This window comes from Thermogemmatispora carboxidivorans (genome assembly GCF_000702505.1).
Classification (GTDB): Bacteria; Chloroflexota; Ktedonobacteria; order Ktedonobacterales; family Ktedonobacteraceae; genus Thermogemmatispora; species Thermogemmatispora carboxidivorans.
This window is the reverse complement of record NZ_JNIM01000001.1, coordinates 2282647-2300147: the sequence shown is the minus strand read 5'-3', so window position 1 is coordinate 2300147 and position 17501 is coordinate 2282647. Positions and strand designations below refer to the sequence as shown.

The following is a 17501-nucleotide window of genomic DNA, read 5'->3' as shown; positions in this document are numbered from 1 at the left end:
CTGGTCTTCCTCTGCTCTCTCTTTCTCTTCACCTTCTCGTCGCAGGACGAGAGGTCGATGGCTGAGCGGTGCTTTCACGCACCACCAGCATCGGGGAAAGGACATGATTGCAGCCCTCCTGATCCTGGAGCAGATCAAGCAGCACCTGCATTGCCAGACGCCCAAGCTCGATACGCGGCTGACGCACCGTGGTTAAGGGGGGGCTAATATAGCTGGCCATCTCGATATCGTCAAAGCCAACGACGCTCAGCTCAGCAGGGACCGCCAGGCCACGACGATAGCAGGCCATCAGGATTCCGACAGCCATCATATCATTCTGGCAGAAGACAGCAGTCACTCCTGCATCGAGCAGGCGCTGAAGCGCGCGGCGCCCACACAGGACATCTTCCTGGGGAGAGGCTTCTTCCGCCGCCATGACTATCACCCACTCCTCGCGTGGCACCAGGCCGGCACTGGCTAGCGCGGCCTGATAACCTTCCCGCCGTTGGCGGCAGGAGCGTGGGCGGCTATTTGTGCCCAGATAGCCAATGGCGCGATGACCGAGAGTCAGCAGGTGCTCAACCGCCAGCCGCGCCCCTGCAACATCATCAACTGCTACCCAGTGAAGCAGCTCGTACTGCGACTCAGCCTGACTGTTGATCAACACCGTCGGTACGCGAATCTGATCAAGTCGCTGCTTATATTCCCCTGTAATACGCGAAGAAGCCACCAAGATGCCGTCAACGCGCCGGCGATGGAACGTCTCAATCACCGCAATCTCCTGCGCGGGATCGTTATGCGTCGCGCTCAAGAAGACGCTGAGGCCAGCCGAACGCGCAACTTCCTCGACCCCGCGCACAACCTCACTCAGGAAGGGATCGGCAATTGAGGTTACCACCAGGCCAATCGTGCTGGTGCGCCGTGTTTGCAAGCTTTGGGCGATCGCATTGGGTGTATAGCCCATCTCCAGCGCCAATTGTTGGATACGTTTCCGCGTCTCTTCACTGATCAAGGGGCTATCGCGCAAGGCTCGCGAGACAGTGGTATGGGAGACGCCGGCCACGCGCGCAATATCGGCAATGGAGATCTCACGCGAGCGTCTCGTGTCAGTAACTCGACGTGTGGCAGACGAACTGCTCACTCTGTTTCTCTTCCTCCTGCTTCCCGCTATCAGCCGCTCTGCTCTGGCTTTGATCTTTGCACACGTGTGCATTAGCAGTATAGTGGATGGCCTGGGTTACTGTCAAGGGGGATTTACCGCTTTTTTTTGCCGGGGGCAGAAGTTTTTATCCGAGGGTGTGCTATTCTGAATGAATGGGCGAGCTCGTGCTTACGATAAGGGGGAAACCATGCATGTCTCTGGTGTGGAGGCCAGCGGCATCCTTACACCGCAGCGTGGGGGTTTTTTGGTCGCGCCTCCCTATCCGTTTACACACGCCTTGTCGGCTTATACAGGCTGCGCCTATGGTCAGACAGCGTGTGGTCAGTATTGTTATGCCCGCTTTTTGCCAAACTGGAAGACTGCTGGCCTGGGTGTTCCCTGGGGTCTGGCCGTGCAGGTGAAAATCAATGCCCCGCTGCTATTGGAGCAGACACTGGGTCGTATGTCCCCCGAGCGACGGCGTGGTCTGCGCATTTTTATGAGTACAACCACTGATCCATATCAGCCGCTTGAGCGGCGCTATCAGGTGACGCGCCGCTGTCTGGAGGTCTTTGCTTCTTACCCTGACCTTGATTTGTTGGTGGTGCAGACGCGCTCACCGCTGGCAGAGCGCGACCTCGATCTACTGCACCAGATTCCTTATGCCTGGCTTTCGGTGACGATCGAGACGGATGACATGGCCTATCTGCGCCAGTTGGGGGGTGGGCCCGCGCTGGAACGCCGCTGGCAGCTGGTAGGCCAGGCCAGTCGCCTGGGAGTAAAGACGCAGATTACAATTAGCCCTTGCCTGCGTTTTACTGATGTCAAGACCTTTGGAGGTCAGCTTCTTGAGAGTGGTGCACGTCGTTTGGTGGTGGATACGGTTGAGGGCGACGGCGCAGACGGTGAGCGCACGGCACGTACTCCTTTTGCGCACCTGGAACCGGCCTGGCAGGACACGCGACCCGCAGATGCTCTTTACGCCTACCTGCGTCTGCATGGACCCGGTCACGGCGTGGCTGTCGGTTGGGGCGCAAGCGGTTTCTGCGGCATCGCTCCCCGCTCCTAGCCTGCTCCCTTTTTATTGCTGTTGCGCACCAGCTAGTAAGGGCTTTGGCTCTTTTGTCTGTGCCTGCACCGATGGTAGAGAAATGGATGCTTGCTCGCCAGGAGGAAAACATGTTATAATCCGACATCCCTTTTGCAGCCATATGATTGCTATATCACGCTGTAATGAGGGCTTTTTCGCAAGAGACGCTATGCGTCGTTACTGTCCCGGTCTCTCTTTGACCAAGGAGTAAGGAGGCGCACCTGTGGCTGAGTTGATCAGTACGAGCGACTTCGCAAGCGAGGGAGAGCAGCGGGCAGCTGCGGTCTTGCGCCAGGGGTTGCCCGCCTCGTGGCTGGTGATCTGTAATAAGGTCTTTCCCGCGAAGAATGGGAGATCCTTCGAGATTGATTTTCTAGCAATAGGCCAGCGCTGGATCTTTGTGATCGATGAGAAGTCCTGGCAGGGTCCCTTGCGGGGCAACGAGGAGTTCTGGCTTCGGGCCGATGGGACATCAGAGCAGAGTCCGCTGGCAAAGGTCGATTACGTGGCTAAGGTGGTGGCCGGCTCCCTGCGAGAAAAAATCCCTTCGCTGAAGGGGAATGAGCACTTCGTGCATGGCGTTGTCCTCCTCTCTTCGCCAATCGCTCAGCCGATGATTCGCGATGTGCGGGCCTCTACGGCCCTTTTTAGGCTGGACGAGGTGTGCGAGCGTCTGCTGGAGTTAGATGAGCACCAGGGCAATCCTTTGATCGGTCAGTTGCATTCGCTGCTGAGGACCACGCTGACGGGCCTGCGCACGCGCCCCCAGCTTCCACGTCAGATCGGCGACGAGCTTCAGATCGAGGAGGCAGAACAGGTACGCCCGAAGCTCTACCGCTGCCGCGCCGTTGAGAAGGTTTCTGGAGCCAATCGCCCTCGCATTGTTATGCTCTATGAGCTTGATTTTGATCCACTAGAACGCCAGGAGACGAAGGAATTCTATACGCACACGTATAAGGCGCTGGAGCAATTGCAGCCAACGGGCCTGGTGCCGCGAGCCGAGACCCCTTTCCCTTGGTCGGATAGGTTTATGGTGGTGCCCATTGTTCCACCCGAGGGCGAGGGCCGTGCTCTAAGCGCTCTGCCGCTACCGGAGACGCGCGAGGAGTTTCTGAAAGACCTGCAAATGGCGGCGATCGCCTTCAAAGGGTTGGCCCAGATCCATGATCAGGGCGTCCTTCATCGCGCGTTAACTCCTGCTGCGCTCATAGTGCAGTTTCCAAAGGGTCAGCCGCCCCGTGTGCTGTTCACCGACTTTTATGCAGCGCGCGTCAGTGGTATGTCTATTGCAGCGAAGCTCGATAAGACTGCAGTCGACGACCCCTACGCTGCCGAGGATGTACTCATCAGCTACGAGTTCGCGACACGGCAGACGGATACCTTTAGCCTGGCTCTGGTAATGCTTGAACGCCTCTCCGATACTCCTATTTCCTTGCTGCGCCCGACGGTCAATGAACCACCACGTCTGCCCGATGCCCCCCGCTGGCGGTCTTTCCTTCCTCCTGAGCCATCGGCAGCCTTGTCAGAGCTTTTCCGCTCAGTCCTGCTGCCCTCGCGGGAGGAGCAGCCCCCCAGCGCTGAGGAGCTGGCTCAGCGCCTGGAAGAGATCCTACGCCAGGCTCAGCAGCCCCAGGTCAGTGAGCTTCCTCAAACCCTGGTGAACGGCAAGTTTGTCGTCCACCGCTTGCTCGGCCAGGGAGCAATGGCCCGTACGTATCTGGTGAGCGAGAAAGACCAGCCAGGACGGGGACAGTTGGTGCTGAAACAGTTCCTGCAGCCAACTGAGGCCCACGATCATGCAATTCAAGAATACAAAGCTTTAAAAAATATAAAGAGCAAGTATTTTCCGGCTATCGATGACATCTATGAGCCAGGAGAAGACCCTCACATTGTGATGGAGTATATCCCTGGCCCAACGCTGCAGCAGCTCGAAGGAGAATTCCCCTGGTCTCTAGAGCGCTGGTGGCCCTTCGCCCAGGACCTGCTGAAGGCTCTGGCGACACTGGAGGAATATGGCATTCTTCACCGCGACATCAAACCTGCCAACATTATCTTGCACGAGGTCGATAACCATCCGGTCCTGATCGATTTCGGCTTTGCCATCCGGCGAGGTGAAGAGCGTAGCCTGGCTGGTACGCCGCTCTATCTGCCGCCCGAGGCGCTGACTGCTGCTAGTCCGCCCGCCGATTGCGATCGCTATGCGGCAGCTGTCGTGCTTTTTAAGATGTTGACAGGCCAGTTGCCTTTTACCTACAGCACGGAGGGACAACGTATTCTGCGCCCTGTAGAGGACTTGCCAGGTGCTGATGAGCATGTGGAGCGCCTGGCTGCCGTGCTCTTGCGCGCGCTTGATCCCGATCCCCAGCGGCGACCTGTCAGCGCTCGTCAGTTTCTGGCAGAGTTGGAACAGGCCGAGCTGGCGGCAGTGGTGGCGGCAGAGGAGACAACGCCAGCTCTTGAAACTGGTCAGGAGCGGGAGGCGCAAGTCAATCCCTGGGTGGAGCAGGTGCGCGGTCTCTATCGCAAGAGCTCCAGCGGCAACGCCGACAATCGCGGCCTGGATAGTGACTTTGTGCGGCAGACCTACGTAGAGACGGCCCTCGATCGGAAGCTGCTGCCGCTTGTGCTGGCCCAGCGCCCGCTCGCGCTTTTCCTCTCGGGCAATCCTGGCGACGGCAAGACGGCTTTCTTAGAACAGGTGCGCCAGAAGCTGGTCGAGCTAGGCGCCAATCCCGTAGTAGAGCGCTCCGATCAAAGCGGCTGGGAGTTGGTCTATCAGGGCCATGTCTTCTGTAGTTGCTACGATGCTTCTGAGGCTCACGGCGAGTTGAGCGCCGATGAGCAGCTTACGCGCCGGCTCCAGGAGTTGGAAGGCTCCGAGCGTCCAGCAGCAGCGCTGACGGTGCTGGTGGCTATCAATGATGGTCGTCTGGCCGATTATTTTGAGCGCTACGGCGAGCGCTTTAGCTGGTTAAAGAGGCAGCTGAGTCGGGCCCGCCGCAGTGAGTCGCTGCGAGAGCAAGAGGTCTGGCTGGTTGATTTGAAGCGACGCGCTTTTGTGGCCTTGCCCGGCGAGCGGGATCGCTCGCTCTTCCGCCGCGTGCTGGATAGCCTGGTGGCAAAGGAGCGCTGGACGATCTGCCAGTCTTGCACTGCCGAGGCCATCTGTCCGATTTACCAGAATGCAGAGACGCTGCGTCAGAACCGCACCAAGCAGCGGTTGGAGTTCATCCTGTTGCTACATCATCTGCGCCATCAGCGCCATATGACAATGCGTGACCTGCGTTCGGCTCTGGCCTTTTTGATCACAGGTAATCTGAGTTGCAGCGAGGTGCATGCTGCTCGCCAGGGCGAAGATGGGGGAGCGGCTTTGCTCGAGCGCGCGTGCTGGCAGAGCGCTTTTGCTGCCATCGAGATCGACGATGAGTTGTTGCGCGATCTGCGGGCGTTTGATCCTGCACGCTTTCCTCAGCCTCATCTGGATCGCTTCCTGCATTTCCATCAAGGGTCATCGGATGCCCTGCTGCGCGTTGAGTTGATGGCTGATGGAAAAGATTTGCCGCGCCAGCGTTTCCGCGAAGAGCACGATTGGCTGGCTGCCTGGAAGCGCCGCCTCTATTTCTATGGCCCGCGTCTGGATGATGAGGATCTGAGTCCAGACCTGCCTTCTGTGCGCTGGCCCGACCTTCTGCCTTACCGCTATGCTCTGCTCTACCTGCAGTTGCTGAAAGGTGAACAGGAAGAGCTGGAGGAGACGCGCCGCAAGCTAGCCCTTGGCATTTTGCGATCGGATGGGATTAACGCCGATTTGCCAGATGGCCATTTGAGTGTGGTGGTGCGCGCTTCGGAGGAGCAGCAACTGATTATTCTGAAGCAGCTCCCGCTGGAGCAGTTCATTCTGGAGCCAGTCGGCACCAGCGATAATGAGGTCGTTGAGACTTTGCCCGAGTTTCTGGTACTGCGCCATCGCTCGGGAACGCCTCGCCTGGAGATCTCTCTCGATCTGTTTGAGCTGCTGCTGCGCCTGGCGGATGGCTTGCAGCCAGAGGCTCTAGAGCTGCAGCCGTTGCTGGAGGATCTGCGCCATTTCAAGCATGCGTTGCTGCTGATGGAAACAAAGGATCTCGTGTTGATCGAGAAAGGCCAGCACCTGCATCACTTGACGCAGCGCGACGGTAAGGTGGTCAGAACAGCCATTGCTTGATCCGCTGGAAGGAGGGCCATCGTGAAGGTCAAGTTGCCGAAGGAACTACGCGGAGTCCGCTTTTCTCTGGTACTACCCATTGAGCTGAATGATTTCGATATCGAGCTGTTGCTGCCTATCCTCTTCTTTACTATTCTGGCCGAGGGCCGGGGACGTGCTCGCATACCAAACGACCCTCGGACCATCGATGTCTATATTAATAAGCTTAGCCAGCATCCCGCACTTGAGGGTTTCACCACTCTTCAAGAACGACGTCTGCTGGAACGTCTGGTACGCACTGCCCTGATCACCGTTGGGCGCGTTGGCCGTGGTCATAAAGAGGAGCAGATTACTTCTGTCATACCGCACAGCCTCCTCTGTTACAAGCCCGGCTTCCCCAAAGAGGGCAGCCGCCTGCGCAACGTCGATACCTTTCTCTATCAGATCCTGCGCGGCTACCTGAAAGGCGATCAGGCCCTGCGCCAGCTTCTCAAAGAGATTTTCGGTCGCGGTGTTAAACTCGGCAAGGCGGGCGACCTGGGCGGGGAATACGATGGCATTACTGAGGTAGATACGCTGACGCGCCTCTCGCTAGCCTTTCTCGATGGCTTTGAGAGCGCCCGACCAGGCTTGAGTCGTGAAAAAGATGCCCATCCCGGAGCCTGCCCCGGACTGACCTACGAGCTAGCGGCTGACCTTGTGCAATATATGTCGGCTTACCACAGGGCAATGCCTATGCCGGCTTTTATTCATCATCTCTTGACCTTGATCAATTTCGAGCTGTTTATCTACACCCTGAAGGTCGTCTACGCAGTGAATGCATTGGTCGCGCAGCCAGAGAGCTTGCCCCCCGCGATGGGCGAGCCTCCGGCCCCATCGCCTCCAGCTCTCTATGTGGACTTCACCGGCCAGCCTGGCCCCAGCCAGGAGATGGCCCATGCCTGTGTACGTCGCGATATCGAAGCCTACCAGAGCTTTCTCTCGGCGAATCTGCTGCTGCGCCAGCTGCAAAGCTATGTGGAGCAACTCAGACGGAACAGTCGCCGTCGAGCTGTCATAGAAAGCCTCCTTGGAGGCGCAACCGCAGGCCCTCTTTACCTGCAGCGTTTACTGATGCTACGCGACCAATCCAGTATCTGCGCCGATATTCAGGCCCAGGCCCGTGATGATACTGACAAGATCTTTGAAGAGAATAAAGATCCAGAAGACCCAGAAAGCAAACTAGCAATAAAATACCTGGATGAGCTGCTCGACAGCGCTGAGAGCGATTTAGATGGTCTGGTCATCCTGCTGAAAGAAGGCCAGCGCGATGCCACCCAACAGTTTGTTAAGTGGTACTGGAGCACCGGAGGACTGACGCGCGCTGAGGGGCTGCTTCGCGGGCAGCTCAAATATCGCCCATCCTGGCAATATGCTCCGACCAACGATCTGTTGGCGGTTCTGGTGCAGCTTGCCGCTGCCCGTCTGAGTGGCAGCGAGAATGGCCTGAATGGAGACCAGAGCAATCATGGTCCCATGCCCATCCGCCTGCAGGACTTCCTGCGCTTCCTCGACGAGCGCTTTGGGCTGCTGGTTGACCGTCCGCCCGCTCCTTTTGTGGGCGCCGAGTATACTGCTGCGGCCCAGGAGAATCTACGGGCCATGCTGCGCCGCCTGCGCCAGATGGGTATCTTCCGCGACCTCTCCGACGACTTCACGGTCCAGCGTCTGCATCCACCCTATGCGGCCACATCCGCGCCAACCAGCTACTACTAAGAAGAAGCATTGAGCCTGGAAAGGGTCTAGCTATGGTCATCTCTTCTCCACAGAGTGAGCTGAAGATCGAGCTACTGGCCGAGGCGCTGTTAAAAGAAATCAGGGGGACAGGCGCCGGCCATTGTGCTCGTATTGATTTTCTGGAACTGGACGATGCGCTGCCCCTTTGCCAACGGCTACGCACAAGCGAGCAGGCAAAGCAGGGAACCATGTTCCATATCCTGGCTACTGAGCACCAGCCTGGCGCCGACGACTCGCTCTTTATCACGCCTGACCGCGCGATTGAGCTACGCAACCGCAAAATTGGACGCTTCTGCCTCTTCATTCCTGCTGGCAGTGTAGACGCCACCGCCAGCTCGCTGGCCAATGCCTTCGCTCCCATCGATGGACGGGCGCTCTATGAGGCTGCCCTCCAGCAGCTACGGCGCCGACTCCAGGAGCGCTCTCCCGAGGCCGCCGCCCAGGTGCAGGCAGTTTTTAGCCACCTGCGCCGCTGGCCTGGCTTAAGCTACGAGCGACGTCTGGACTTCGTTACCGCCGTCTATGCCCATGTACAGGATGGCACAGCGGAGACGATTGGTCTGGAACTCTGGCGCGTCGGCCTCATCAGCGATGCACGCCCCGATTTCGTCAATTTTCTGGAAGCCAATCGGCGCCTGACAACGTTGTTAGCCCGTCCCAAGAAGTTCGATGCCACCTTGGTCGAGCGCGTGCAAGAGCTGAAGGTTGAGAGCACAACCGCCACAGAGCTGCTGCGCTTCCTCCAGGGCAAAGCCCTCAGCGATGTGCATAACTGGTCATGCGCTCTGGTAGAGAAAGAGCTGACGCTTGATCGTTGGGAATTCATCCAGCATGAAAAGAGCGACCTGCATAAATTTGAGATCGAATCTTTCGTCAATGCCAAAGGAGCAGTTGAACACTTCTGCCACCTGGCTCAGCCAGACGGCATCGGTGGCGCCCTCTACGCTTACTACGGGAGCAACGGCGATGTGGTGGTACGCTGGAAATGCAAACCCGATAAGCCGCGCAACCTCGGCGGCTGGCGCGTGGCCATCGTGCCCGATGGCAGCGAGCCAGGTTTCCGCGAAAGCCTGTGGGAGCAGGACTTCACCCCTGGGCGACGCAAGGTCACGATCAAGCTAGAGAAGCTGGGACTCGATAGTGAGGAGCTGCCCGATTACCTGCTCTGCGTGCGCATCGCCCCCCTGGGGCCTGATGGCAATGAGATGGTGAAGGACAACGATGGAGAGAAGCAGCTCTATTACGAAGATAGCCTGGCGTTCTACCTGACCCTCGATCCAGCCCACCTGCCTCCTGAGCAGACTCCCCGCGAAAAGCGCCAAATAGTTCCGACCCTGGCCTTCGGACGGCTCAAAGTCGGTAGCAAGGTCCGCGAGACAATCCTGGAGGAAAGCCTGCCCCAATGGCAGAAGGAGCGCGCCTATTTCAGCCTGCTGCTCAATGGCAAGCACCGACTGACGCTGACGTTGAGCGAGACGCTGCAGCAGCTGGAGCAGCGCGTTCTGAAGGAGCCGGCTCAGGGTGGCTGTTTCCTTCTGGAAGTTGATGATCTGCAGCCCGTCGATGGGGAAGCTATTCAAACGTTTCAGCTCGCCCCAGGCGAAAGCGAGAGCTGGCAACATTTCTGGCGCCAGCGCGAGCTGTTCTTCCGACGCCTGCGCCAGTCTGAGGGACGCGACCTCATCGAGGTGGCCGATTGGAGCAGCAGCCCTGAGCTGGCCGATGCCGCTGTCCGCTATGCTCAGGCTTACCACGACTTGCTCCAGGACCTGCGAGCACGCGCGGCTGATGAGAGCGAAATCAAACAGGCTCTTTCGATTGACAGCCTGCTCATCCGCTTTCTGCATCAGCGGCAGGCCGAAGAGGCCCTGGTCATCCTGCCAACCCACCCGCTGCGCGCCGCCTGGTTCGCCGGCTATACCCGGCTGCTTTCCTCCTGGGAGGAGGAGCTGCTGGAACAACAGGAGAGTCAGCGTAAACAGAAAGTCGATCTGGAAGCACTGCGCCTGCTCGTCCCGGCCAACGTTCCTCCCTTTGCCTACCACGCTGCCACATCGACGGTCTTCATTTTCTTCCAGAATCTGCTCTTCTTCCACGGAGTGGCACTTCCCGCCGATGCCCCTGATCCGCATCGGCGCTACACCGACGTCGCCACCGTGCTCAAGGCCAGCCCGGATCAGGCCGTCCCGGGCGATATTCGCCCTGAGCGGCTTGGCGAGCATCTCAAGCTCTTTCAGACCCTCCATCCCTATGCCAATCCGCTGGTCTTAACGCTGGTGAACCCGGACCGCGGCGCCCTGCTGGGCGAGGCCCTGAAGGGTCTGGCCCCCTCGCAAAATGAAGCGGAGGAGACAGAGCTACCAGTCGGCACCCTGCCCCTGCTCCAGATCACTTCATACAGCGAAAGCTGGCAGAGTGGCACCTTGCAGACTCTGACCCAAACGCTGCAACAGCATGGCAACTGGCTCTTCCGAAACGCAGGCTACCAGACGGACCATTTCCTGCCGGCCATCTCAACCACCGCCCGCCCGCTGCGCCTGTTGCAGGAAGGAAAGCAAGAGCCACCCGAGGCTCACCTGGCCATCGTCAGCGACCTGATGCGTCCGCGCGTCGTTGCAACATCGACGCCGGGCGCGTCCTCGCCGAGCAGCACAGTTAGCAGCTTCTCCCTCTATGGTCTGCTCGCGCGCTTTATCTCCCAGTTCAGCCAGGAGAACGGTACCTTGCTCTGGCACTACCAGGTCAACACCTTCGGCGGCAGGCCCCTTCCGCATCCCGAGGGACCACGCTATAGCGAGACACTGGTCAATCTGCACACAGCGCTTCTGAAAGCCGGTGGCTACTTACTTAGCGGTAGGGCGGAAACTCAGCCCACTCTGGAGGTCGCGCTCACAGACGAGCGCCGCGCCCTGCTGGAGAAGCTGCATCAAAGAACGAACTGGGTTATTACTTTGGACCGCTTCTTTACGCTGGACTACTACGACTCGCCCCACTTGCCCGGACTGGAGGACATAGCCCGTAAGTATGTGCTGGACTATTCGCCTGAGTTCACCGAAGGGCTGGGCCACCGTATGATGGTGACCACCTCCTGGCATCAGGAAATCAGCTCGATGCTTGCCCGAGCTATGGACGAGTTGGGTTTCTCGCAGATCGAGGAGAGTGTCAGCCATCTGCTGCACTACTTGAAAATCATCTCGGGACGCCTGGCATTGGAAGCGCTGGAGTCCCCAACCAGCACCGCCGCCGCCGTGGGCCTCGGCGTGGTCACAGCCTGGCTCCAACGTCAGGGCCGCCTCAAGCAGGCTGTCCTGCTACCCGTCGACCTCTACCCGCGCATCTTCTACCCGAACAGTACAGAGCAGCCCGTCCAGAGCGAGCGCCGCTGCGATCTGGCCCTCATCACCCTGAAGCGGAACATCGTCGAGACGACCTTTATCGAGGTCAAGTGGCGCCGCGGCACCGCACCCCTTGAGCGCCTGGCTGCCGATATGGCCCTGCAGATGCAAACGACCGCCGAGACGATGCGCCAGCGCTTCTTCGATCGTCGGCAGCTCGATGGCGCTCTGCAACGCGCCTATCTGGCCAATGTCCTGCGCTTCTACTTCGAGCGCGCCCGTCGCTACCAGCTTTTCAATCCCGAGGCCGAAGGCACTTTCCTGGAAAACCTGGCCCGCTTTGAAAAAGAAGAGCTGGACTTCCGTCCCAGCTATGAGGGCTATATCGTCAGCCTTGAGAGTGAGCCACGTAAACCACTGATCGTCGAAGGCGCGCGCATCCGCCTGCTGACTGCCAGCGACTTCCAGAACCTGCCCGAACTTCTACAGGAGCCAGCCCTCAATCTCCAGGAAGAGGCCCTGGTCTCCGAGGAGCAGGCAGAACGGGGGCAACAGACGCCTTTCGCCGAATCTGAAGAGCAGCTGTCAGCGGCCACACCTTTAGGAGAAGGAGAGGCATTCACCGCAGAACCAGCGGGCCGGCCAGCCGCTGAGCCTGCTCTTCCACCCAGGCTTGAGCGGCAATTAGAGAAAATCGGGCGGGCAGAAGCAGAGCGCACGCTGCTCATTCGCACCGGCCAGGAAGAGGGCCAGATGCCAACCGGGCCTGTCTCTATGTCCGCACGCATTCAGCTGGGGCAGGCCACCAGTGGCCCGGTTTACTGGAAGCCGGGCATTCAGGGTAGCCCGCACCTCTTCATCCTGGGTATTCCCGGACAGGGGAAATCATGGACAATTGAGCACCTACTGAGTGCACTCAGTCAGCAAGGCGTCCCGGCCCTGGTGCTGGACTTCCACGGCCAGTTTGCCGATCCCCAGGGGCGCTACTTCCAAAGCGTTCAGCCGCAGGTCCTCGACGCGGCGAAGGGCCTGCCCTTCAGCCCCTTTGAATGCAGCGTCTCCGGGCCAGCCTGGCGATACAACGCCCTGGCAATTTCTGAGATCTTCGCTCAGGTCGCCGGGCTTGGAGAGATGCAACGTGATGTCGTCTACACAGCTATCCGTGACGCCTACCGGCTCCACGGCTTTGAGGACGAACTGAGTGCAGAAGAGCGCAGTGCGTTGACTTATCCATCGCTTCACGAGGTCTTCCATCGTATTGGGCGACTGGAGCAGCGGCGCCGGGTGGGCCACGTGACCGCACGCTGCCGGCCATTACTGGAAATGGACCTCTTCCAACCCGCAGAGTCCCCCGTCAATCTCTCCTCGCTGATCGGGCATGGGCTGGTCATCGACCTGCATCAGCTCTACGCGGAGCTGCTGCAGCTCAGCGCCGGCGCCTTCCTCCTGCACAAGATCTATAAAGACATGTTCCACTGGGGTCCTGCCGAGCGGCTGCGCCTGGCCATCGTCCTGGACGAGGCCCATCGCCTGGCCAAGGACAAGACCCTGCCCAAGCTCATGAAAGAGGGACGCAAGTTCGGCATCTCAGTGATCGTCGCCAGCCAGGGCCTGGGCGATTTTCACCCCGAGATTCTCAACAACGCCGGCACACGCATCATCTTTCGCCTGAACCATCCCGAAGCGCGGAAAGCCGCGGGCTTTATCCGCGCTGGCCAGGTCAACCAGGTCGCAGAACAGATTGAGCAACTGAGCATCGGCACTGCCTACGTTCAGACACCCGAAATGCGGCAGGCCCTGATTGTGCGCATGGGAGCTGGCTCCTGACAAAGAAGCTCCCGCATCAAGCGCGGGAGGAACAACGGACAGGCGGGCCCTGTAGCAGCAGAAAAGTAGTCGTACAAGAGCTGCTCACCAGCTACCAGCAGGGTCCGCCTGCTGCCTGCTCCCTCCCCAGCAGCCGTGGAGCATATCCGTCAAGGTCTCCGTTCACAGAGGCCGACGCACCACGTTGGAGCCGATCCCCAGACGCCAGCCGGTATAGGGATCGATCACAATCTCCTCCAGCGCGCTGCGATCAAGGCCGTTGAACTGCTCAGGTTCCGCCTGGATCTGCTGTAAATCAGCACGCACAAAGAGACTATTGGTCAGCACTGCCCCGGTCAGACGCGCCTGCTGCAAATTGGCGCCGCGACAATCGGTAGCGTACAGATAGGCCTCGGAGAGGTCGGCGCCTTTGAGCAGTGCCTCTACCAATGAGGCCCGGCTGAGATCACAGCCACCCAGATCAGCACGCGAGAGATTGGCCCTGGCGCAGTCGACCTTGCTCAGATCGGCCCTTCTGAGCACCGCCTGGAACAGATAGGCGCGATTCAGGCTCGCCCCTCGGAGATTGGCCTCATGCAGGGCCGCATCAACCAGATTGGCGCCATAGAGCGAGGCACCACAAGCATAGACCCCGTTCAAGTTCGCCTTGCTCAGGACAGCCAGATTGAGACGCGCCCCGCTGAGATTAGCCCCACTCAGGTTAGCCTCGCGCAGATGAGCACCGACCAGATTGGCCCCACTCAGATCAGCTCGACTCAGATCGGCCTCATCCAGAATTGCGCCACTCAGATCGGCCCCACTCAGATCGGCTCCAGAGAGATTGGCACGACTCAGATTGGCCAGACTCAGGCGAGCCTGGCTTAAATCACAGCGCCGCAGATCGACCCCAATGAGGCCAGCCTCAACCAACATCGCCCCATGAAGATCGGCCCCCCGTAGATCCACTCCTCCCAGATCCGTCGAGCGCAGGTCAGCCTCACGCAGCGAGGCCCCCAGGAGATTCGCCCCAATCAGATTGACCCCGATCAGAAAGGCCTTACTCAGGTTGGCCCGACTGAGATTAGCATGACTGAGATCAGCTTTACGTAGATAGGCCCCACAGAGATAGGCCCCACTTAAATTGGCCTCCGAGAGATTGGCCCCGCGCAGATTGCCGCCACTGAGATCTACTTTCTGCAAATCAAGCCGACTCAGATCGGCACCATCAAGCATAGGAACACGCTCCTGCCGGTAGGCCTGGACGATCTCCACCAGGGCCTCTTCTCGTCCGAGTCCCCCTAACTGCGGCTCAACCTCAAGCATACAACCTACAATCCTTTCCTCTGAATGATGCCACGTTGCTCCAGATCACTCAGTAGCTGGCCCACCACCTGCGGCTCCTTGCCCATCAGCTGAGCCAGATCGAGCAGCCGGCGTCGGCCATCAATCAGCAAAAAGAGCTGACGATGGGCGCGTGAGAGATGATACTGCTCGATCAGAAGCAGGGCTTGCTGGAAGGGCAGCACGGGATAAGGCACCGCGTAGTAGGAAGCATCCGAGGAACGAGCGCCCTGCTGCCCTTGCCCAACCACACCCGCCCCCGACTGGGAGCCACGAGCCGCGACAGAAGGCGGCCCTGACGAGGGCGCTGGCGTCGCTGGGCGCGGCGGCTGTGTAATGCCAGCAGCCAGCCAGGCCAGTAACTGCTTTGTTGCCTCATCAAGCATCGCGGGAGTAAAACTATAGCGACACCTCCCCCAGGTACTCAGCCAATTGAGCGCGGCATGATCCTTGCGGCGACCAGCACTGGCCTGGGTGACCTGACCTTTCACAAAGGTGATCACCCCTTCCTCAAAGAGGTCGCCAGTCCCCCGCCAGGTCGTAAGCGTGCCGCTGCCACGCGCGAGCTGGATCAGCTGAATAATGGTGACCAGGTGATCCGTCACGCCTTCCTGCTCTGACATAAGCCTGCTCCCCAGAGAAACCAGCCATAACCGTCACACCCCAGCTCAAGACATCCTTGCCAAAGGACGTACGAGCCTGGATAGCACCCTCGTAGCACAACCAGACCATCCAGAAGAATCGAGAAGAAAGGGAAAGCGATGCCTTTGCTCAAGCAACTCCATTCTGCCGACGCAACATGCTCCTTTCTGACCTGGAGCCTGCTTTCTCTGCGTCGCTCCTTCGCTAGCCCTTGCGCTAGCCAGCCAATCACAAGGGGTTCTAGCGATTGGCCACCCGCTCGTCCTGTAAAGGAAACGCTCCGGCAGGAGAGGTTTGACGGAGCTGGCTCGCTTGCTGCAGGAGTCGCTCCTCTGAGAAACCGGTTACTGGGCGGATTGCGTAGTCAGTCGGACTGGTGTTATCCTGCCCACGTGGCAGACCGAGCAGGTCAAAGAGGGGCGTCAGAGCACAACACAGGACCAGATTGAGCACTAGCCCGGCGAAGGCAGCGTAGACATGGAACGAGAGGCCTCCCAGGGCCAGGGAGTAGACCGTCCCAAAGTTCTGGGTAAGGACCATCCAGGTGCCAAGGACCATACCCCCAGCCCAGCCACAGATCAGGGCTAAGTGGTGGAACCAGCGCGTATAGAGGCCCAGAAGCACCGCAGGCAGGATTTGAATGATCCAGACGTTGGCAAACAGCTGCAGATTAATGGCGAAATCCGTTGGGAAGAAGAGGATAAAGAGCAAAGCCCCAAACTTAATGACGAGAGAGGCCGTCTTGGCTACCGCCGATTCCTCACGCTCTGTACAGTTAGGATGGAAATATTCACGATAAATGTTGCGAGTAAAGAGGTTGGCCGCCGCAATCGACATGACACCAGCAGGAACCAGGGCGCCAATGGAGATGGCCGCAAAGGCGAAACCGGCCAGCCACGGCGGCAGCATGCTGGCGAAAAGCGCTGGCAGAGCACTATTGGTCTTGTAGAGAGGTGAGGGCTTGATACCAGCAGCAATAGCCATAAAGCCAAATAAGCCGATGAGCGACTGCAGAAAGGTGTAGGCCAGCAGAAACGGCAGGGTCCGCTTCAACGTACGGCGACTATTCGCGCTCAACATCGCGGTAAAGGCGTGTGGATAAAGAAAGAGAGCCATTGCAGAGCCAAGAATGAGCGTTGAAAAGGTGCTATACTGTGTAGGAGAGAGTGTTAGCTTGTCAGCGGGGACAGCGGCGAAAATACGTGGCAAGCCTCCCAGGCGGAGAGAGATGATGACGAAGCTTGCAATGGCTACCAGCCAGATAGAGAGGTCCTTAAAGATAGCGATGAGGGCCGGTCCCCGCAAGCCGCTAACATAGGTGTAGAGAGCCAGGATCAGGAAAGCGATGAAGAGAGCCAGCTCGACATTGATCCCCATCTGGGCAATACAGACCTGGATACCGTAGATCTGGATGGCGATATAGGGCATGGTGGCCATGATGCCGGTGACCGCCACGATCAGGGCCAGGGTACTGCTACCAAAACGCTCACGCACAAAATCGGCCTGAGTAACATAGCCGCGATGGCGCGCAATGACCCAAAAGCGAGGCATCATGATCAGAGCAAAGACAAAGGCCAGGGTCAGATAGGGTGAGGCAAAAAAGCCTTGTGCCCCCTGGGCATAGACCAGAGCTGGCACCGCCATGAACGTGTAGGCAGTGTAGAGATCACCGCCAATGAGGAACCAGGACACCACTGGTCCAAAGCGCCTTCCCGCCAGAGCCCACTCCTGAAGCCTGTTCAGATCGCCAGGCCGCCAGCGCGCGGCCAATAGGCCCATGATAGTCATTACCATGAAAACGCCTACGAAGGCCGCTAGCATTCCCCATTGAATCATATGTCTCTTCTCCTATGGCACGTGTCTTTCAGGAAAATATCACATCACAACACTGTGTCCGCCAAAGATGCCTGACCCGCTCCTACTATTCTCCTGCACGAAGAGCTACTCAACTGTAGTGCTTCATTTCCTTAACTGTATCTTGTGTACCATGTATCCAGATAATTCAGTCTGTTCTATCCTCTCTCTGACTGGTTCGTTTTTATCATGTTGTACGCTCTTCGATAAGTGTCAGTATAGCACTACATCAAAGTACGGCGGGGGATCATAGCCTTTCTTTCCTAATTCTGTCAAAGTAAAGCTGCTTGGGCCTCTCTCACGAGCCTATACTAGACTTGAGTGATCCAGCCTTGAGGAAAGAGGCAATCTTCA

8 protein-coding genes are annotated in these 17501 nt (G+C 58.6%); 4 read left to right on the top strand and 4 right to left on the bottom strand.

Going from position 1 to position 17501, the window contains the following annotated elements; all coding sequences use genetic code 11:
- Positions 1–28: 28 nt before the first annotated feature.
- A complete protein-coding gene (locus N688_RS08960; RefSeq protein ID WP_052888960.1) occupies positions 29–1120 on the bottom strand; it encodes a LacI family DNA-binding transcriptional regulator in 1092 nt (363 codons plus the stop codon).
- 169 nt (positions 1121–1289) lie between these two features.
- On the opposite strand from N688_RS08960, the gene N688_RS08955 reads away from it, so the two are divergent.
- The 4 genes from N688_RS08955 (at position 1290) to N688_RS08940 (ending at position 13331) form a co-directional block, all read left to right on the top strand.
- Complete coding sequence (locus tag N688_RS08955; RefSeq protein WP_156025353.1) at positions 1290–2189, top strand: SPL family radical SAM protein; 900 nt, start codon at positions 1290–1292, stop codon at positions 2187–2189.
- Positions 2190–2433: 244 nt separating this feature from the next.
- Positions 2434–6414 (top strand): serine/threonine protein kinase, encoded by a 3981-nt coding sequence (locus tag N688_RS08950; protein ID WP_052888958.1) that lies wholly within the window; start codon positions 2434–2436, stop codon positions 6412–6414.
- Positions 6415–6435: 21 nt separating this feature from the next.
- Positions 6436–8148, top strand: coding sequence for a methylation-associated defense system protein MAD7 (gene mads7, locus N688_RS08945; RefSeq protein ID WP_052888957.1), 1713 nt, complete (start codon positions 6436–6438; stop codon positions 8146–8148).
- Positions 8149–8180: 32 nt separating this feature from the next.
- Positions 8181–13331, top strand: coding sequence for an ATP-binding protein (locus N688_RS08940; RefSeq protein WP_052888956.1), 5151 nt, complete (start codon positions 8181–8183; stop codon positions 13329–13331).
- Positions 13332–13493: 162 nt separating this feature from the next.
- On the opposite strand, the gene N688_RS08935 is transcribed toward N688_RS08940, so the two are convergent.
- The 3 genes from N688_RS08935 to N688_RS08925 all read right to left on the bottom strand — a co-directional run bounded on the left by N688_RS08935 (position 13494) and on the right by N688_RS08925 (position 17126).
- Positions 13494–14633: a pentapeptide repeat-containing protein gene (locus N688_RS08935; protein WP_052888955.1), complete on the bottom strand. Its 1140-nt coding sequence runs from the start codon at positions 14631–14633 to the stop codon at positions 13494–13496.
- A 5-nt stretch (positions 14634–14638) separates the two neighbouring features.
- Positions 14639–15274: a DUF4388 domain-containing protein gene (locus N688_RS08930; protein ID WP_052888954.1), complete on the bottom strand. Its 636-nt coding sequence runs from the start codon at positions 15272–15274 to the stop codon at positions 14639–14641.
- A gap of 259 nt (positions 15275–15533) precedes the next feature.
- Entirely contained in the window at positions 15534–17126 is a 1593-nt protein-coding gene (locus N688_RS08925) for a sodium:solute symporter family protein (RefSeq protein ID WP_420341015.1), read from the bottom strand.
- Between the last annotated feature and the right edge of the window lie 375 nt (positions 17127–17501).

Excerpts from the sequence above, each read along its gene's own strand:
- N688_RS08955 (WP_156025353.1), top strand. The coding sequence starts at position 1,290 with ATGAATGGGCGAGCTCGTGCTTACGATAAGGGGGAAACCATGCATGTC.
- N688_RS08940 (WP_052888956.1), top strand. The coding sequence starts at position 8,181 with ATGGTCATCTCTTCTCCACAGAGTGAGCTGAAGATCGAGCTACTGGCC.
- N688_RS08935 (WP_052888955.1), bottom strand. The coding sequence starts at position 14,633 with ATGCTTGAGGTTGAGCCGCAGTTAGGGGGACTCGGACGAGAAGAGGCC.
- N688_RS08930 (WP_052888954.1), bottom strand. The coding sequence starts at position 15,274 with ATGTCAGAGCAGGAAGGCGTGACGGATCACCTGGTCACCATTATTCAG.